Consider the following 17,258-nt stretch of genomic DNA (forward strand, 5'->3'; position numbering starts at 1 on the left):
CCTTGACCACACCAACCAAGCAGCCCCGCATCGAACTGGCCCCTTGGCAGTTCGAGATCGAAGGCTTCGTCTTCGGCCACGGCACCCGTATCCCGGTCGGGAACATCGAAGGACTCGGCTCGCCCGCCACCAGGCCGCAGGACGTCGACAACCCGACCGGGGACGGCACGTTCCCCGGCCAGGACTTCTACGGCACCCGCACCCTGCGCATCGAGGCCGGCATCAAGACCCCCGGAGACCCGGCCGCAGCCGCCGATCTGCTGGCCCGCCTGGAACTGGCCCTCGACGACCCTGCCGCCCGTACCCGGCCCGAGGGCCGTCATGTGCTGCGCGGACGCTGGCCCGGGCACCGCACCCGCCGCATGTACGGGCGCCTGCGGCGCGCGGAAGCCACCAGCACCACCACGGCGATCAACGGGTGGATCCCGCTCGACCTGGAGTTCGCCGGCACGGACCCGCGCTGGTACGACGACGAACTGTCGCAGCTGCCGTTGGGCCTCGACCAGGCGGCGAGGCCCAAGGACCGCGACAACACCGCCGACCAGACCCTGTGCGCGCCCGAAACCTGCGGCCACACCGCCCCGGGCGAGCGGCCCGGATGGATCACCAACCAGGGCAACGTGTCGACCTGGCCCAGCATCCGCATCCACGGCCCGGTCGCCAACCCGCGCATCTGGAACACCGTCACCCGCCGCGTACTCGAACTGCGCCTGTCGCTGCGCGCCGGGGAGTGGGTGGAGATGGAGACCCGGCCCAACACCTGCTGGGCCCTGCGCAACGGCACGGTCAACGTCGCGAACGACCTCACCGCAGCCTCCCGCCTCGACCTCTTCGCCATACCGCGGGGCCGCTCCGAGATCGGCTGGAGCGGAGACGACCCCACCGGCACCGCGCGCCTCGAAGTCTCGTGGCGGTCGGCGTACACCGCCCTGTGAACGGAGCACCAGTGACCCTTGTCCAACCCCCGATGATGGTGCGCGGCGGCCGCCACTCCGCACGCGCGATGCGCCTGATGATCCGCGACCTCGCGCGCGGCCGACAGGGCGTTGTCGCAGCCGCGGATCTCAAGGTCCAGCCCCTGGAAGCCCCCGGGCCCGGGGTCCGTGTCGGCGACGGTTCGGCCCTCATCCACGGGGTGCACCCCTGGCAGGGCTCCTACACCCAGAGCAACATCGGCGACGCGGTCGTCGACGTCCCTCCGACCGGGCCGTTCGCCCGCACCGACCTGCTCGTCCTGCGCGTCGAGGACCCCGAATACGAGGGCGAACGCGACCCGCGCACCGAGGACATCGGCTACTTCCACCTCGTCAAGGGCGTGGACCAGGACCCGACCGTGCTGCGCGGGATGACCGCCATCCCCCTGGCCCGCATCACCCTGCCCCGCAACACCGCCGCGGTCACCGCCGACATGATCACCGACCTGCGCCGGCTCGCCAACCCACGTACCGAGCGGACCCTGCACACCGTGCACCCCACCGCCCAGGAACCGGTGCCCGCCCCGCACGGCCAGTGGGCGAACTGGCCCAGGGAAGCCGCCTGGGACGTGGACATCCCCTCCTGGGCGACGAAGACCACCGTCGTGGTCACCCTCTCCGGCCTGCGCGCCGAAGCAGGCAACATCTACGCCGAACTCCGCACCCGCCTGGGCGAACACAACGCCTCACCCACCGTGGTCGACGACGACGGCACCACCACCCGCCGCTGCAGCGTCACGCTCGCCGACACGTTCACCCTCCCACCGGCCTACCGGGGTACCCGCCAGCACCTGGCCGTGCAGACCAACCAGGTCGACAAGTACGGCGGCGGCGACCTGGCCGTTGCCAGGGGCACCACCGTGACCTGCGACATCGCGTTCACCGAAAGCCCGGTGTGATGGCCGACTACCGCTACATCCTCGCCCGCGCCGCCACGGGCGAGATCCTGCACTGGAACCTGCCGCTGACCGGGGTCGAGTTCGGTCCCGAGCGGTCCGGGCCAGGCTCGTTCCACGCGACCCTCAACCCCACGTTCTCCCGGGCGCTGAGCGACATGCTCGACGACGCCGGTGACACCGTGATCCTCGTCGAGCGAAACGCACGGCTGGTGTGGGGAGGGCTGCTGTGGCGGGCCGAACCAGAAGGCCCCCGACTCCCCGTCGAGGCCTCAGGATTCACCAGCTATCTGCACCGCCGCTTCGATCTGCACGGCAACCTCGACGGCCGCGGCCCCTACATCGAGGCCGATCCGTGCCAGGTCATCCGCGACGTCTGGTCATACGCCCAGGACCAGCCCGACGGCGATCTCGGTGTGGTCGTGGACGACACGAAGTCGACGGCGAAGACCGGCACCGCGAAGGACCCCTACACCACCTCCAAGGCGGACCCCCGAAACCTGGGCGAGATCGTTGACGAGATGGCCGACATCGATGACGGCCTGGAATGGACCGAGACCGTCACCTGGCGCGGGCGCCACACCGAGCGCCGCATCGTCTTGGGCGCCCCCCGCCTCGGCCGCCGCCGCGAGGATCTGACCTTCACCACCGGCGCCAACGTGACCGGCCAACCCCACATCCTCAAGGACGCCGACTCCTACGCCCAGTGGGTCATCGGTCTCGGCGCCGGCGAAGGCGCGAGGCGCAAGGTCGTGGTCGACGGCGAACGCAACGGACGGCTGCGCCTGGAACACAAGCTGGAGACCAGCGAGAAGGACACGACCAAGCTCCGGCAGCGCGCTCGCCGCGAGCGGCTGGCCCGGCAGATCCTGCCGACCCTCACCGAGATGGAGATCACCGATCATCCCGCCGCCCCCATCGAGGCGCTGCGTGTCGGCGATGACGTCCGCATCCGCCTGCACGAACCGCACACCGCCTACGACGGCTGGAACCGCATCACCGGCTGGACCGTACGCCCCGGCGAAGGCGAGACCCCCGAGCGCGTGACGCTGCAGCTGGAACGCACCCTCAAACCAGAGGAGAACGGCGACGAGACGGAGGAGGCGTAGATGCCGGACACGATCGCCGAGCTCGCACGCCGCATGGCCGCCCTGGAGCGGCGCGTCAGTGTCCTGGAGCGGGCCCGGCGCGCACCGTACCCACCGTGGCGCAACCTGCCGCTCACCGGAGACACGGTGGTGCCCGACCCCGCGCAACCTCCGCAGATCCGCGCCAACCTGTGGAACACCCTGGAGTTCAGTGGACGGATCGGCCTACCAGGCACCCGGGCCGTGGATGAAGCCGTGATCGCCTTCCTGCCGGAGGGCTTCTGGCCCGCTGTACCTCGCACGATTCCCGTTGCTTCCGATGCGGCGCGCCGCGAACTTCACCTCGACATCGATCCCAAGGGCCAGGTGACCTTGCGCGTCCAGGACGGCGGCAGCGTCAAAGCCACCTGGCTCAGCCTCGACAGCTCTTCGTGCCGTCTGGACGGCGACGAGGAGTAGAGGCACAGTCTGCGTCCTCCAGCCGCGATCTAGCCTCAGTCCGCTTGACGGGGTTCCTCTGCGCCGACGGCCCACCACTCCTCGTCCGAGGACTCATCCAATTCGGCTTTTAGTCGATCCACAATGAGGCCGAGAGAGCTTTCAACTGCGTCCTCAGGGAGGCTCCGGCGCCGGTCGCGAGAGGCATCCCAGTACATTTGGAAGTAGTGATTCTGCAGCAAAGCCCGCACTCGGCCGATGAATTCGTCCAAGGGCATCACTCCGCCACGATAGGCCAGCAACACGTTTTTGTACTGGGCATCGCACACGACTATCTTGCGGCGATCCTCGGCAGAGAATGATACGGCGTACGTATCGATTGCATCCGCGACATCATCGTTTTCGACGGCCTTGAGGAGCAAGCCAATGTCGTGGTCATGGACCAACTGGCGGTAACGGTTGAGGCCTTCCTCTGCCTGTTGCCTTAGATCTTTCTCCCGCGTGTGCTCCAGTGTGCGATGAGTGTACCGAACCCCAATTGCGGCGATGGTGGCAGCCGCCAGCGCGACGATTGAGGTGCGAAGGCCGGTGATGATGGTGCCGGCGGAGGACGAGAGGTTGCCGTTCTGATCGCGCAGGTAGGGGTCGTCGAGGATCCATGGGCCCCATAGGACAGCTGCGATGATCAGCGTCGCCAGGACAGCGACGCCCACATGGACGAACACCCGGGACCGCTTCGGATCTTTCTTGCTTTCAGACATCCTGACCTCACTTCGCCGGCCTTGAAGGACTGAGCCCCCGATTCGGAAGATCCGCGACCTGGGCGAGCTGTCTTCAGACTTCGGCCCGTGCGCGCATCTTGTCCCATCGGTCATGAAGTCATTCCTCCAACTTCGGTATTCAGAGGTGGAGTTGAGGTCTCCGCATGTTTGGAGATCACTGCAGCGTTAGCATGTTCACGGGCCGACCCTCCGGCCCAGTCTTCGCTGACACCTCCCGAGGGACCAGTCCGCAGCAGTGGGCTCGGCCGACTGTCAAACGGCGCAGGGGAGAATGCGAAGCGAGCGTGGCAACTCCGTTGAGCGCGGACAGGTTTCTGTCCGTGCTGAAGCGCGCGGGCCTCGGTGTCGTCGAGCACCGAACGTGGCGCACCCACAACCGAAACACCCACGGCAACTGGGGCCCCGTGAACGGGGTGATGATCCACCACACTGGCGCGTACTCGTCCGAGGCCGACATGGTGGAGCTGTGCCGCGTCGGCTACCAGGACCTCCCCGGCCCTCTGTGCCACGGCGTGATCGACCGGTCCGGGACGATCCACCTGGTCGGGTACGGCAGGGCCAATCACGCCGGCATGGGCGACACCGATGTGCTGCTCGCCGTCATCGCGGAGAAGAAGACCCTCTCACGGGACAACGAGGCCGACACCGACGGCAACCGGCACTTCTACGGCTTCGAGTGCATCAACACCGGCAACCAGATGTGGCCCTCCGCGCAGTTGGACGCGATGGCCCGCGCTGCCGCCGCCGTCTGCCGGGCCCACGGCTGGAACGAGCACAGCGTCATCGGCCACAAGGAGTGGAAGCCGGGTAAGCCGGACCCGGGCGGCATCGACATGGACGACTTCCGCGCCCGCGTCGCCCGCTACCTCAAGGACGACGGCGAGACGCCGGACAAGCCCAAGCCCAAGCCGAAGCCGAAGCCCACTCCTGAGCCGAAACCGAAGCCCAGGCCGAAGCCGGTCACGACGTACGCCGCGTACCCCGGCAGGGACTTCTTCCGCGACGGCCGGTCGTCACCGGTGATCGAGGCGATGGCGAAGCGGCTGATCGCGGAAGGCTGCGACTCCTACGACACCCCGCCCGGCCCGGTGTGGAACGACGCGCACCGCCGTTCGTACGCCGCCTACCAGATCAAGCGCGGGCACCACGGTGCTGCAGCTGACGGAGTCCCCGGCCCGCAGACGTGGGCGGCTCTGCGCGTGCCGCGCGCAGCTGGCACGACCGATCCGACGGCTACCGCCCCGGAACAGGAGCACGACCCCATGCCGCAGGCCCTCGCTGATATAGCGGAGCGGACTATCGCCACCTACGTTCAGTCGCTCCTGGGCCTGATGGCTGCCTCCAGCACCACCGATCTGGTGTCGCTCTCCGCGTGGCAGGCAGCAGCCGTTGCCGCGATCCCCGCAGGCCTGTCGGCACTGAAGTCCACGCTCGGCACGGTCCTCGGACGGGTCGGCACGGCATCCTGGCTGTCGAGCCAGCATGACCCGGCCACCCCCAAGTACTGACGCGCAGCAGAAGATAAGGAGGCATCCGTGCCCGAGGGAGAGATCGCGCTGGCTCTCGCGGAGCTGCGCAGCGCCCTGGAAGTCGGCCTTGCCCGCATCGACGGGCAGCTGGCGCTACTCGTGCAGCGCAGTGACCAAACAGACAAGGCCGTCGAGGACTTGGAGCAACGGGTTGCCTCCCTGGAGAAGGGGAGGTGGCCGCTGCCAACCATCGCTGTCCTTGCCACCGTCACTGCGGTGGCGTTGACGGTGTTCGGGGTGATCCGGGGCTGAGTGGTGGCCAGCTCAGTGCCGGTGCGAGCGATGACGCTTTACTTCTGGACCAGACTGGTTGTGTCGGCGCCTACTTCAACGCGATAGTCACTGACTACCTGTGTCAGTCGCTCGAATACTGCGGATGGTTCGAGGTCTGCCGTAATTTCTGGCACATCGATGTCCGCAACATATTGCCCAGATTCCAGTCGCGGGCTCGCTGGCGGGGCGGTACCCGGAGGATGGGCCACCGCACCCACGATGTTCCCCGCCTGGTCGTGGACCACCGTCAAAAGCATTGAAATCTCCTTCACGGCTTGACCAGAGAGATCCACAGGGTGATGTACCGGACGGTGGCTGCGCCCGTGTTGGTCATGGTCACCCAAAGGACGTATTCATGGGAGACGAGGTCACCCTGAACATGGGGGATGTTTTGGATGTAGGCCTCTTGCGCCCACACAGCGGTTTTGTCGTGAGCCGTGCCACTTGGTGAGGTGGTGTCCGGATGGGCTGTAGCCGTGACAGTTCCGTCGAAAGTACTGACCGGAGCGAATGAGACGGTCTTTGCCCCACCGGTCGGAAGACCTTGAGCCCCCATATCGAAGAAATACGGCCCCCAGAAGTCGATTGTCGCCACGATGACACGCCTCCAGATGACGGGCGGCTGCCGGACAAGATCGGGCGTACCCACTTCCACCGTAGGCGTCGCAGGCTGGGGGCGCATGTCGGAGTGCGCCGAGCCAGACCGCTTCGAGGCGTCAAAGAGAAGCCCATGCAACGGCTGGCACACAGAGTTGGATTGGCTCACCCATAGCTTGTTGAGAGTGCCACACCCAGCTGGAAGCGTGGCGAAGCCCGCGCGCGTAGCGTGAAGCGTAGAAGGCAAGTGGCCCCCCGACGAAGCGGGGGGCCACGGAGGCCTCTTGGAAGACCGATGGTCCACGATAGCAACGTCCACTTCACAGGCCCATGGCCTGCTGCCGCTACTCTTCCGTCGGCACGCGCGATGAGAAGGCGGAGAACGGAACGATGCATCGGCTCAAGCCGTATCTGGTGGGTCACCAGGAGTTCGCTGCCCTGTACCGGGTCGAGCCGGCCATGGTGGGGCAGTGGCTGAGCCCGAGCAGGAATGCCTTGGACCCGGCCACCGCCATCGTTGTGTCGGGCGTGCGGTATTGGCCCCTGGCCTTCGCGGCCCGCTACGGCACCACCACCCCGCGGTTCAAGCAGGTCGACGTGGAGGTCAAGCAGCGGCTCATCGCCGAGCAGGGCGAGGGGTGGGAGGCCGACCTGGGTGACGAACTGCCCGCGATCGTCGGCCAGCAGGAGATCATCCAGCTGTTCCACTTGCCCTCGCAGGGCAATCTCGCCACGTCTCTTGCCACCGGCCGCTTCCCGGACCCCGACTGGGAGCTGTCGGGATCGCCGCTGTGGCTGCTGGACACGGTGCTGGAGGCGGTGCCTGAGCTGCGTGCGAGCGCCCGCACCCTGCCGTGGCAGGTCGACGAGGCCGTGGTCGCCGCCCTGCGTGGCGGCACGTACGACGGGCCCGGCTCGAAGGTCCTGACACGGGGACGACACGCACGGAAGAGCCTATGACCTGCGTAAACACTGTACGCAGAGCCTTTATGCGAATAAGATATACGTATCCCCTTTCGGGGGCATCCGGTTCGCATAGGAGGTAATCGTGCAGTCTGTGGACGCATCGACTGGTGGCTGCGTTGCCGTCATTGAAGGCGGAAGAGGTCCTGCTCATGGGGCTGGCGCAGCCGCATTGCGTAGTGAAGGAATCTGACTCCGCTCTCACTGTCCGCCTGCTTGCAGACGTCTCCCGCGTCAACGAGGAGCGGGAGGTGCGCATGGAGGACCTGGTCGAGGGTGCAACCCCGGCCTGACTGTGGCGGAGTGAAGTCGCGCATGTCGTAAGTGGGGTTGATCATCCGGCACCTAACCCCCAAGATAGGTTGCATTCTTGAAACCTGTCGCGATGAGGTGGGGTTATGGGGGCCGTCCAGGACGAGATTCCGGGCCTGGTGATCCAGACCGTGCGGCTGCCTGACGGCCAGGCGGCGACGATCCAGGCGCAGTTCGAGGCGTTCCACCGGCTCAACCCGTGGGTGCTGCGTGCGCTGGAGAGCCTGACCGCCGACTACCTCAGGCGCGGCGCCACCCGTGTCGGCATCGGGATGCTGTTCGAGGTCCTGCGCTGGCGCTACGCCACGGCCACCGAAGGCGACGAGTTCCGCCTCAACAACAACTTCCGCTCCCGCTACGTGCGGCTGCTCATCGAGCGCCACCCGGAGTGGACCCCCGCGTTCGAGGTCCGCGCTCTACGGACCGACTGAACCACCCCTCTTGGAGACCAACGACCCAATGAACCAACCAACCGAACAACCAGCCCTCGACACCGCACAGGATGACCGCGCACCGGCTGCTGTGGGGACACTGCCCGAACAGGCCGTCGCCCAGAGCGCGATCGTGCTGCGCGCGGACCAAGCGGAGTTCTCCGCCCGCCAGGTGGCTGCCCTGGCGCTGATCAGCCCCGGCCTGCAGCAGGCGCCCCGCGCGCAGTTGGCGGTGTTCTTCCACTACTGCGTGCGCTCCGGTCTCGACCCGTTTGCCCGCCAGATCTACATGATCGGCCGCAAGAACAAGGGCGAGGACCGTGAGGACAACCCGGTCAACTGGACCATCCAGACCGGCATCGACGGCTTCCGCGCGATCGCCCACCGGGCTGCCGAGCGGACCGGGGAGCGCATCTCCTACGAGGACACGGTCTACTACGACGCGGACGGCACCGCCCACGACGTGTGGCTGGCACCGGTTCCGCCGTCGGCCGTGAAGGTCACCGTGCTCCGGGGAGCGAGCCGCTTCCCGTTCATCGCGCGCTGGAGCGAGTTCGCCCCGGAGTACTGGGACGCCAAGCAGAGCAAGTACGTCGTCGCCAAGATGTGGCGGCAGATGGGCTCCCACATGCTGCGCAAATGCGCCGAGGCGGGCTCCCTGCGGATGGCCGCCCCGCAGGACCTGTCCGGCGTGTATGTGGACGAGGAGATGGCTCAGGCTGACGCCGAAGTCGTGGCCGGAGCCTCAGATGAGGCCACCCGCAGGTTGCGCGAGGCGGCCGGCCTTGAGGCGAGCGAGCCCGGGAGCGATGCCGAGCCGTCCGAAGGCGCGGCCGCGGAGGAGAAACAGCCCCAGCCACGCAAGCGCACCCCGGCCCGGCCGAAGAGCGAGCCGGGTGGACCGGAGGCGGGCGGCAAGCCTGCTGCGCGCCGTCAGCGGGCCACGGGCAAGAAGACGGCCGGCTCCGCCGGTAAGCCGTCAGCCATGTCCTGAACCACGGGGGAAAGATCATGAACAGCACAGACCTGCAGTGCCAGATACTGACCGTTGCCCGAGCGTCCCTGTCGGCACGAACCGACTGGGACGAGATGCCGGAGATCCTCGTCTTCAAGCGCCACAGCGATACCGGTGTGAGCGTGCAGCCGCTGCCCATCCCGGACCTGTTGTGGGAGTTGTTCCATCCCGCAGAGGTGATCGTCGCGTCGGCAAGGGCCACCCGCACTACGACGATCGCGGCCGAAGCGGACACGGTCGCCCTGGCTTTGCGCAGCGAGGGGTTCAGCATCAGTCCTGACACCAGCCCTCAGGCGGCCGAAGCCATACGCCGCCGTATGGCCGGAGGTTCCACTCCCCGCAACGAGGACATCCCCGGGCGGATCGAACAGCGGTGGATCAACGTCGTCGACCGACAGGGCCAGCAGTACCTCGTGACCGCCGACCGGCTCAGCGACGGCATGGCCACACCCGCCGTCGGGCACGCACTTGCCGGTGGCGAGCGGCTCGGCGGTGCCATCCCGGAGGCGCTGGAGCTGTTCTGCCGGGCCGTCTGGCCGCAGTCGGCAGCTGCCGTGGCAACCGGCCAGGTGGGAGCGCAGCAGTGACCCTCGTCCAGGAACGGCCCGTCAGCCTGTGGCCCGCAGCCCACGCGGCCGACGCACGCCGCCCCCGCTCCCGGCAGACGAAGATCGGCGCGAGCGACACCGTGTGCGCACGGCGCGCCGGATACCTCCTGCACGGCCGCACGCCGACCGACGTCGGCGAGAAGCGCAAGGCGATCCTCGGCACCTGGCTGCACGAAGGCGCGCTCGACGCCGTCCGCCAGGAGTACGGCTGGATCATCGAACGCCGCGTCGAGGACGACACCATCCGCGGGCACATCGATGCCGTCCAGCTCGATGGCCGTACCGCGGCCCGGTTGCCAAAGCGGCTGCGCCCGAGCCTCCCGGCCGAGGAGCTGACTGTGGAGGACGTCAAGACCAAGAGCCCCTTCCAGTGGGACTCCATCGTGCGGTATGGGGCCAGCGAAGCCGAGCTGCGCCAAGTCCTGCTCTACGCCGACCTGTTGCGCACTGAAGGGTTCGCCGACATCGACGGTCAGCGCCAGCTCGCCCGTCTCGGCCCGCTGCCCGTGGGCCGCGTCCGGTTCCGGTTCCTCAACCGCGACTCGGGTGAGGACCACGTCCAGGAGATGCCCTTCCATGCCGAGCGGGCGCAGGGCGCGCGCTGGTGGGTGGAGCAGGTGCGCGCCGCCGAGACGCCCGAGGACTTGCCACGCACCTTCTCCGGGCCGGGCCTGTCCGCGATCTGCGACAACTGCCCCTTCAAGACGGCTTGCTGGGGCCCGGCCGTCGCCGGTCAACGCCCGCAGAGCATGCTCATCCACGACGACGCCGAGCGGGAACAGGCGCTGGCCGAGTACGTCGAGGTATCCGAGCAGATCAAGCCGCTCAAGGAGCGGCAGAAGGATCTGCGCGCCCAGCTCGACGGGTCTGCGGAGGGCGTGTACGGAGGCAACGTGCTGTCGTGGAGCGGCGGCAATCCGTCCAAGGTCGACGACATCGACGCCATGGTCGCGCTCTACCGGCAGGCCGGGCTGACCGTGCCCATGGGCCCCGATACCGCGGTGATGAAGGCACAGCTGAGAGCGGCCGGCATCCCCGTGCCGCAGCGGCTCGACCATGAGCGGCGCACCGCGGTGAGCATCAACGTCACCGCGCGCACCAGGACCTGACCCGCGCCTCCGATAGGGGCAGGGCCGCGATGGTCCTGCCCCTACCCCAGTGCGGCCCGAGTCGACTCGGACGGAACACGAAAGAGGTGCCGGTGAGCATCCAACTGATGGTGGTGGCGGCCTACTTGCCCAAGGAGGTGATCAACAGAACGCAGAAGCTCGTCCTGATGAAGATCGCGGACTCTGCCGACGACCAGACGCGCCTGGCACGTCCGGGCCTGGAGCGGATGATGGCCTGGGCATGTGTGGGCGAGAAGCAGGTCATCAGGGTCGTCACGGAGCTCGTCGGTCTCGGCCTGGTAGAGCGCAGCGAGGTCGGCCGGATAGGGCGGCGCGCCGAGTACAGGGTGTTCCCGCATGGCGTGCCCCCGATTCCGTCGACCGAGGAGCTGATCGAGTGGCGCAGTGTGGCGCGGCGTGCACCGACGAATCCGCGGCTGGCCCGGAAGGTGCCGCGGCGCAAGCCGTCGGCGGCAGCCCGCACCCAGGAGGACGTGGCCGAGCGGGACGAAGTGCGTGCCGCGGCAGGAGAACAGCACGAAGGAGGGTTTCCCCAGGGAAACCCTGAAGCCGGGCTGGAGAGGGTTGCCCCAGGGAAACCCAGTGGGTTTCCCCAGGGCAACCGAGAGGGTTTCCCTGGGGAAACCCCTTCTCTTCCTTCTCCTTCCTACATCCTTCCTTCTCCCCCTACCCCCACGGAGGGCTCGGCTGGAAACCGGGATGGGCAGGCCGAGGGTGAGCCGCCGCCCGGCTGCCCGAAGCATCCGGTGCCGGTCGGCAACTGCCGGGGGTGTGCGACGAACCCGCGGGCCGGCCGCGATCAGGCGCGGCGGGAGGCTGCTGCACGCGAGCACGCCTCGCAGGAGCAGTGGCTGCGGGATTTCCTCGCCGAGCAGCGGCGCCGTGTGGCCGAGACGGACCCCCAGGCGCTGGAGACGGCCCGCCGGCGGGCGCGGGAGCTGGCCCGCGCGGCGCGTACACGACACAACTCTCCTGATGGGGAGGCGAGTTCAGAGATAGACGATCATTGACGCCCCGGTGCATGCGAATAAAATATAAGTATCAGTTCGAAAGCCCTTCGAACTCGACCCTCTTGGAGACTGCATGACCACCACGACCCTCGACCCCGCACCCGACGCCTTCGTCGTCGTCGCCGAAGTCATCCACGGCCCGCACGCGACACCCGTCCTCGGCGAAGGCCTGTACTGCTCCATTGGGTGCGCCTCCGCCGGGGTGCACGAACTGACCGCCTCGATCGCTAAGCGCGAGCAGGGCTCGGCCTTCGTCCTGCCCTACCGGGGCCGCCCCGTCGGCTGCGCCGTCACGCGCGACGGGCGGATGTGGGCGGTGCAGATCCTCGGCTCCCGCGAACTCCCCGCTGTGCACTGAACTCAACGCAATCCAAAATAGGTTGCATTTTTCAAATCGGTGCAACTTGAAACGTGCGCCCGGCAATACCCCTCTTGGAGACCACATGACCACCCTCGCGGCACTGCCCGACCACGCTCTTCGGGCCGACCCGCTGTGGCAGCAGCTCTTCCGCAGCTACTGGCACGTCATCACCCCGCTTCGCTACCTCGGCTGGATCAGCGACGTCGACCTCACCGACGAGTTCGTCATCCGCGCCGATATCGGCGACGGCACCGAACTGGTCGTCGCCACCGAACACGGACTGCCCGCCGACCCCGCCGAGGTGACCGGCTGGCGCGTCATACGCCGGGACATCGACAACCCCGGACGCCACACCGTCCTGTACGACTCCGTGCCCGGCGGCCCACAGCGCCACTGCCACGCGGGCCTGCTGCCGATGTTCGCGCGCATCGACACCCTGAACGCCCCTCGGCCCCAGTACCGACTGACCACATCGGCCACCTACTGCGCTCCGTACGGCCTCAACACCACCCAGGGCGGAGCAAGCGAGACGCCCGGGATGGCCGTCGCCCGCTACTTCGAGTGGTGCCGGCACTTGATGGCCGCCGAGGGATACCAGCGCGTCTGGGAACGGCCCGAGCAGGACGGCTACCCCCTCGCCGTACTGGAGAAGGACGGCTACATCGCCGCCCTCCGCGTCGCACGCAGTACTGAGACGGAGGGCGCGTGATGGCTCTCCACTACCTCAGCGCCGTCCAGATCCTGCGCCAGGCCGACAAGGCCAAGGCCCGCGCGCTGTACGCCGACGTCATCGAGGCCCTCGAACAGCACTGCACGGAGGTCGACGTGGACTGGCCCGGCAACGAGCTGAGCATCGTCGTCCCGCTCACGGACGACGGCGAGCAGTACGTCGCAATCACAGGCCGCACATCGCTGGACTGGCACAGCGACCGCAGCAAGCTCGGCGGCTGGCAGGCCCAGCACATCGACAACACCCACGGCACAGCCAAGGTCATCTACGACACCACGACCGGCGAGGGCGAACCGCCGGGCGACATGTCCCTCGAACCTCTCGCCGAGGAGGTCGGCGCGTACATCAACGGCTGGCGCCATGGCCGTTAAGGAGCGCGGCCGGTGACCTGGCTGCTGATCCTTCTACTCCTCGGCCTCACGGCGTTCATCGCCCTCGGTATCGAAGACAGCCGCCACCACCACGCGCTCTGCGCTCCTGAACAACCCTGACCACGGCCGCCCGGCCCCACCGCCGGGCCGGGCGGCCCCGCTTTCCTGGAGACACCCCCATTGCCCCGTGCCATATCCCTCCTCTGCGGAGCAGGCGGAGATGCCCTCGGCTTGAAGGAGGCCGGATTCGACATCCTCCTCGGCATCAATCACTGGCAAACCGCCATCGACACCTTCGAGCTCAACCTCCCCGGCGCCACCGGGCGGGTTGCCGATCTGCGCAACTACCCGATGCGCTGGCTGCCGATGGCAGAGATCTTGTGGGCGTCGGTCATCTGTACCGAGATCAGCCCCGCCGGCGGACGCAGGCGCCCGCCCGATCCTGCGCAGGAAGCCCTCTTCGAGGAAGAGGAGCAATGGCGCGAACTACCCCCGGAAGCCTTCGAGATGACCCGCGCCACCGCGTGGTGCGTCCTGGGCGCGGCGGCGGTCAAGAAGTTTCCGTGCGTCGTAGTCGAGAACGTCGTGGAGTTCGTCACGGACTGGCCGTTCTTCCCGGAATGGATCAGGTCCATGAGGAAGCTGGGCTACCGCGTTCAGATCGTTTCCGTGTCCTCCGCGCACATCGGCTCCGACACCAACCCGTACGCCCCCCAGTGGCGCGACCGGGTGTACATCGTGTTCACGCTCAAGAGCGTGCGCCGCCCGGATCTGGCACCTCGGCCGCGGGCGTACTGCTTCTCGTGCGGGCGTGACGTCAAGGCCCGGCAGAGCTGGCGCAACCCGAAGGTCAAGGTCGGCAAGTACGGCCAGCAGTACGACTACCGGTGCCCCAGGACCAGCTGCGGTCATGCCCTGGTCGAGCCCTATGTGCGCCCCGCGTCCGACATCATCATGTGGGACGACATCGGCACACGGATCGGTGACCGGGATCGGCCGCTGGTGCCGAACACGATGCGGCGCATCGAAGCCGGACGGGCGAAGTACCCCTTCGAGCCCAGTGTCATCACCCTCACCCACGGCAAGGACGGCACCGACCGGGCCTTCGCTCCGCACGATCGCCCCCTGCCGACGAGGACGGGCAAGCAGGGCGAAGCCCTACTCGTACCGGTCGGAGGCTCGTGGAACGACACCGCGTATCCGGTGGAGGGGCCGATGCGCACCCGCACCACGCGGGAGAGCGAAGCTCTGGTGACCCTGGATCCGGCCCCGTTCATCGTGGAGTTCCGCAACAACTGCGACGCCGCACCGGTGACCAACCCGCTCAGCACACTGGCCACGGCCCGCCATCACGGTCTTGTCGTGCCGGACGGGGCCGTGCGGGAGCGCGAGCGCAACACGCTCGTCATCCCCTACCGCAAGGGCAACACGCCGAAGACCGTTGGCGAGCCCCTGCACACCATGGCCACCCGTGACTCGGCGGCCGTGGTGCACAACGCGCCCGCGATCGAGGACTGCTACTTCCGCATGCTCCAGCCACGCGAGCAGCTCTGGGCACAGCGGTTCCCCGACACGTTCGAGCCCGTCGGCAACAAGGCCGAAGTGACCCATCAGGCCGGACAGGCCGTGACCGTCAGCGTCGCCCGCTTCTTCGGCGAGTGCCTCATACCGGTCCTGGCCTGACCCACCCCCAGGAGAAGGAGAACACCGTCATGACCCCTGCCATATCCGATCAGCTGGGCGTCCTCGCCCAGCAGCGGGAAGAGCTCGACGCCGAGCGGCACCGTATCCACAAGGCGTGGCGTCTGATGCCGCTGCCGCCGACCCCATAGCCGTAACGGAGATCGGATGAGCGGCCCTGGGTGGGCCAGCGAGGCACGGTGCGCCGGGGACGCGCGCTTCACTCCCGGCGACGTGACCGCGGACTCACTCAGCACGGCGGAGACGCGCAGGCTGCTTGCCGTTTGCCAGGCGTGCCCCTTCCGGGCGCAGTGCATTGCACTGGTCAAGCCGCGCGGCTCCCGGTTCGACGGGATCTGCGGCGGACGGCTGTGGCTCGACGGCGAAGTCCGCGCCACCTGCGAGGGCGCCCACCCTGGCGAACTGAAGGAAGGCGCTGCACCTATCACGCACGGCACTCCGGCAGGGGCCCGCGCCCACAACCGACGCGGTGAACCGGCTTGCTCCCTGTGCCGGGAAGCCGGACGGCTTGACCAGGCTCGCCGACGCGAGCGAAAGCGCGCCTCCGGCTCATGAATACCCCTTCCAACCCTTCTTGGAGAGACAGAGAGACGTGTTCACGATCAAGGCGGAGGACCTGTCCGCCATCCTCGACAAAATCGCCCCGCACCACCTCCGCGGCCGCGACACCGACGGCCTGGACGTAGTCGTTCTCGAATGCCCCCGCGGCTGGCTCCACGCCGTCGGCGCCGGAGCGCGCACGCTCGCCGTCGCCCGCGCGCCGATCGAGAACACCGCGCACTGGACGGCCCCTGTCGACTACGACGAGGCCATCGCCCTGCGCGCCTGGCTGGACACCTCCGAGCGCGTCCATGTGGAGCACACCCTCGACAGTGGCCGCCCGCTGCTGCGCTTCGCCGAGGGCCCTGCGCAGATCACCATGCCCGTCCCCACTGATGCGCCCGAGCTGCCCTGGCGGGACATCGTGCGCCGGGAGGCGCGCCCGCCGCTGGCCATGCCGCGCCCGGTACAGATCAGCTCCGAAGATCTCGCCCTGTGGGAGGCTGCAGGCCAGGACATCGAGATCTGGCCTGCAGCGAGGGCGGCGGCGTTCATCATCACCTCGGGCCAGGACTTCATCGGCCTGCACCTGCCCCAGTTCGCCGAAGGGCCGGACGGGAAACCGCTGGACGGCTGGACCACGTCTTTGCGCACGCGGTGGTTCCTGCACGAGGGACTGCCCTACGAAGTGGGGGCCGGCTACGTGCACCGGTGGGGGATAGGTGTGGCGCATCGTCGCCCGTCCCGCGCCCGGGCAGGAGCCGATGGCCGTCTCCGCTGACCCGTCCGGAGCCGCACTGCCGCTGTCGGTGGTGCTCAGCGCCGGTGGTCCCCTCCTGCGCACCCCTGCCTGACCTTTCCCCAGAGATAGGTGGCATTTTTGAAACTGATAGAAGAGAACTCAGTGGATGAGGGCGCTGCGCTCAATGCGACCGCCCTGGAAGGCGATCCAGGCTTCGGCCTCCATGCCCTGCCCATCGCATGGCTCGCCCTCCCCGTCCAGGTCCACCCGGCACCCCAACTACTCAGCTCTGTATGTGAAATGAAGGGAAACCAGTGAACAAAGCCCAGCTCATCCAGGCCGTCGCCGCCAAGGGAGGCCGACACCTCTCGCCGACCGAAGCCGTGGAGACCGTTCTCGACGTCATCGTGCGCGCCGTCGTCGCGGGCGACCCCGTCTCCGTCACCGGCTTCGGCTCTCTCACCCCCCGGCACCGTCCGGCACGCAAGGCACGCAACCCGCAGACCGGTGCCACGGTGACGGTCGCTGCCTCCCGCGCCGTGAAGTTCCGCCCCGGCGCGCGGTTCCAGGACCTGCTGACGCAGCGCCGGCCGCTGCCCGAGTCCGGCAACTGCATCCTCAAGGACCCCAAGACGTCCCGCCCGTAACCCCGCACACCAGGTCGCCGCCCCCGGGGTCGCCCCGGGGGGGGCCGCCCCGCGGGCCGCCCGATGAACACCCCGGGGGCGCGCGGGGTGGAAGCACCCCCCCCCGGGGGGGGGGCCGGG

At 68.1% G+C, this 17,258-nt stretch carries 20 protein-coding genes and 1 pseudogene; 19 read left to right on the forward strand and 2 right to left on the reverse strand.

Going from position 1 to position 17,258, the window contains the following annotated elements; genetic code table 11:
• The first annotated feature begins 2 nt into the window (after positions 1 to 2).
• Genes ACFWYS_RS40710 through ACFWYS_RS40725 form a run of 4 tightly spaced genes read left to right on the forward strand, consistent with a single transcriptional unit; the run spans position 3 to position 3,417 of the window.
• Entirely contained in the window at positions 3 to 935 is a 933-nt protein-coding gene (locus ACFWYS_RS40710; protein WP_384780869.1) for a hypothetical protein, read from the forward strand.
• A gap of 11 nt (positions 936 to 946) precedes the next feature.
• The gene (locus ACFWYS_RS40715; RefSeq protein ID WP_384780872.1) at positions 947 to 1,873 is read left to right on the forward strand and encodes a hypothetical protein; all 927 of its coding nucleotides are present in this window, start codon (positions 947 to 949) and stop codon (positions 1,871 to 1,873) included.
• Entirely contained in the window at positions 1,873 to 2,979 is a 1,107-nt protein-coding gene (locus ACFWYS_RS40720; protein ID WP_384780875.1) for a hypothetical protein, read from the forward strand. The genes ACFWYS_RS40715 and ACFWYS_RS40720 overlap by 1 nt, the downstream gene beginning before the upstream one ends.
• Positions 2,980 to 3,417, forward strand: coding sequence for a hypothetical protein (locus ACFWYS_RS40725; protein WP_384780878.1), 438 nt, complete (start codon positions 2,980 to 2,982; stop codon positions 3,415 to 3,417).
• A gap of 35 nt (positions 3,418 to 3,452) precedes the next feature.
• On the opposite strand, the gene ACFWYS_RS40730 is transcribed toward ACFWYS_RS40725, so the two are convergent.
• Positions 3,453 to 4,157: a DUF6082 family protein gene (locus ACFWYS_RS40730; RefSeq protein WP_384780881.1), complete on the reverse strand. Its 705-nt coding sequence runs from the start codon at positions 4,155 to 4,157 to the stop codon at positions 3,453 to 3,455.
• Between the two features lie 305 nt (positions 4,158 to 4,462).
• On the opposite strand from ACFWYS_RS40730, the pseudogene ACFWYS_RS40735 reads away from it, so the two are divergent.
• A pseudogene (locus ACFWYS_RS40735) lies at positions 4,463 to 5,383 on the forward strand (peptidoglycan-binding protein); the annotation flags it as partial.
• A 330-nt stretch (positions 5,384 to 5,713) separates the two neighbouring features.
• Positions 5,714 to 5,959 carry a hypothetical protein gene (locus ACFWYS_RS40740; protein ID WP_384780884.1) on the forward strand — a complete coding sequence of 82 codons (246 nt, stop codon included), beginning with the start codon at positions 5,714 to 5,716 and terminating at the stop codon, positions 5,957 to 5,959.
• A gap of 289 nt (positions 5,960 to 6,248) precedes the next feature.
• On the opposite strand, the gene ACFWYS_RS40745 is transcribed toward ACFWYS_RS40740, so the two are convergent.
• Positions 6,249 to 6,575 carry a hypothetical protein gene (locus ACFWYS_RS40745; RefSeq protein ID WP_384780887.1) on the reverse strand — a complete coding sequence of 109 codons (327 nt, stop codon included), beginning with the start codon at positions 6,573 to 6,575 and terminating at the stop codon, positions 6,249 to 6,251.
• A 392-nt stretch (positions 6,576 to 6,967) separates the two neighbouring features.
• Between ACFWYS_RS40745 and ACFWYS_RS40750 the strand changes: the two genes are divergently transcribed.
• From ACFWYS_RS40750 to ACFWYS_RS40810, 13 genes are all read left to right on the forward strand, one after another.
• Positions 6,968 to 7,537 carry a hypothetical protein gene (locus ACFWYS_RS40750; protein WP_384780890.1) on the forward strand — a complete coding sequence of 190 codons (570 nt, stop codon included), beginning with the start codon at positions 6,968 to 6,970 and terminating at the stop codon, positions 7,535 to 7,537.
• A gap of 113 nt (positions 7,538 to 7,650) precedes the next feature.
• A complete protein-coding gene (locus tag ACFWYS_RS40755; RefSeq protein ID WP_384780893.1) occupies positions 7,651 to 7,833 on the forward strand; it encodes a hypothetical protein in 183 nt (60 codons plus the stop codon).
• Positions 7,834 to 7,938: 105 nt separating this feature from the next.
• Complete coding sequence (locus ACFWYS_RS40760) at positions 7,939 to 8,283, forward strand: hypothetical protein (RefSeq protein WP_384780895.1); 345 nt, start codon at positions 7,939 to 7,941, stop codon at positions 8,281 to 8,283.
• A gap of 28 nt (positions 8,284 to 8,311) precedes the next feature.
• Positions 8,312 to 9,277, forward strand: coding sequence for a recombinase RecT (locus ACFWYS_RS40765; protein WP_384780898.1), 966 nt, complete (start codon positions 8,312 to 8,314; stop codon positions 9,275 to 9,277).
• Positions 9,278 to 9,294: 17 nt separating this feature from the next.
• Positions 9,295 to 9,885, forward strand: a complete 591-nt coding sequence (locus ACFWYS_RS40770; protein WP_384780901.1) for a hypothetical protein — start codon at positions 9,295 to 9,297, stop codon at positions 9,883 to 9,885.
• A complete protein-coding gene (locus ACFWYS_RS40775) occupies positions 9,882 to 11,015 on the forward strand; it encodes a PD-(D/E)XK nuclease family protein (RefSeq protein ID WP_384780905.1) in 1,134 nt (377 codons plus the stop codon). The genes ACFWYS_RS40770 and ACFWYS_RS40775 overlap by 4 nt, the downstream gene beginning before the upstream one ends.
• 92 nt (positions 11,016 to 11,107) lie before the next feature.
• Complete coding sequence (locus ACFWYS_RS40780) at positions 11,108 to 12,046, forward strand: helix-turn-helix domain-containing protein (protein WP_384780908.1); 939 nt, start codon at positions 11,108 to 11,110, stop codon at positions 12,044 to 12,046.
• A 73-nt stretch (positions 12,047 to 12,119) separates the two neighbouring features.
• Positions 12,120 to 12,404, forward strand: coding sequence for a hypothetical protein (locus ACFWYS_RS40785; protein ID WP_384780911.1), 285 nt, complete (start codon positions 12,120 to 12,122; stop codon positions 12,402 to 12,404).
• 85 nt (positions 12,405 to 12,489) lie between these two features.
• Positions 12,490 to 13,116, forward strand: a complete 627-nt coding sequence (locus ACFWYS_RS40790) for a hypothetical protein (RefSeq protein WP_384780914.1) — start codon at positions 12,490 to 12,492, stop codon at positions 13,114 to 13,116.
• Complete coding sequence (locus tag ACFWYS_RS40795) at positions 13,116 to 13,508, forward strand: hypothetical protein (RefSeq protein WP_384780917.1); 393 nt, start codon at positions 13,116 to 13,118, stop codon at positions 13,506 to 13,508. The genes ACFWYS_RS40790 and ACFWYS_RS40795 overlap by 1 nt, the downstream gene beginning before the upstream one ends.
• A gap of 180 nt (positions 13,509 to 13,688) precedes the next feature.
• A complete protein-coding gene (locus ACFWYS_RS40800) occupies positions 13,689 to 15,191 on the forward strand; it encodes a DNA cytosine methyltransferase (RefSeq protein ID WP_384780920.1) in 1,503 nt (500 codons plus the stop codon).
• Between the two features lie 592 nt (positions 15,192 to 15,783).
• Positions 15,784 to 16,530 (forward strand): hypothetical protein, encoded by a 747-nt coding sequence (locus ACFWYS_RS40805; RefSeq protein WP_384780923.1) that lies wholly within the window; start codon positions 15,784 to 15,786, stop codon positions 16,528 to 16,530.
• Positions 16,531 to 16,805: 275 nt separating this feature from the next.
• Positions 16,806 to 17,138 (forward strand): HU family DNA-binding protein, encoded by a 333-nt coding sequence (locus ACFWYS_RS40810; protein ID WP_384780926.1) that lies wholly within the window; start codon positions 16,806 to 16,808, stop codon positions 17,136 to 17,138.
• Positions 17,139 to 17,258: the final 120 nt, after the last annotated feature.

Source organism: Streptomyces sp. NPDC059010, assembly GCF_042740355.1.
GTDB lineage: Bacteria > Actinomycetota > Actinomycetes > Streptomycetales > Streptomycetaceae > Streptomyces.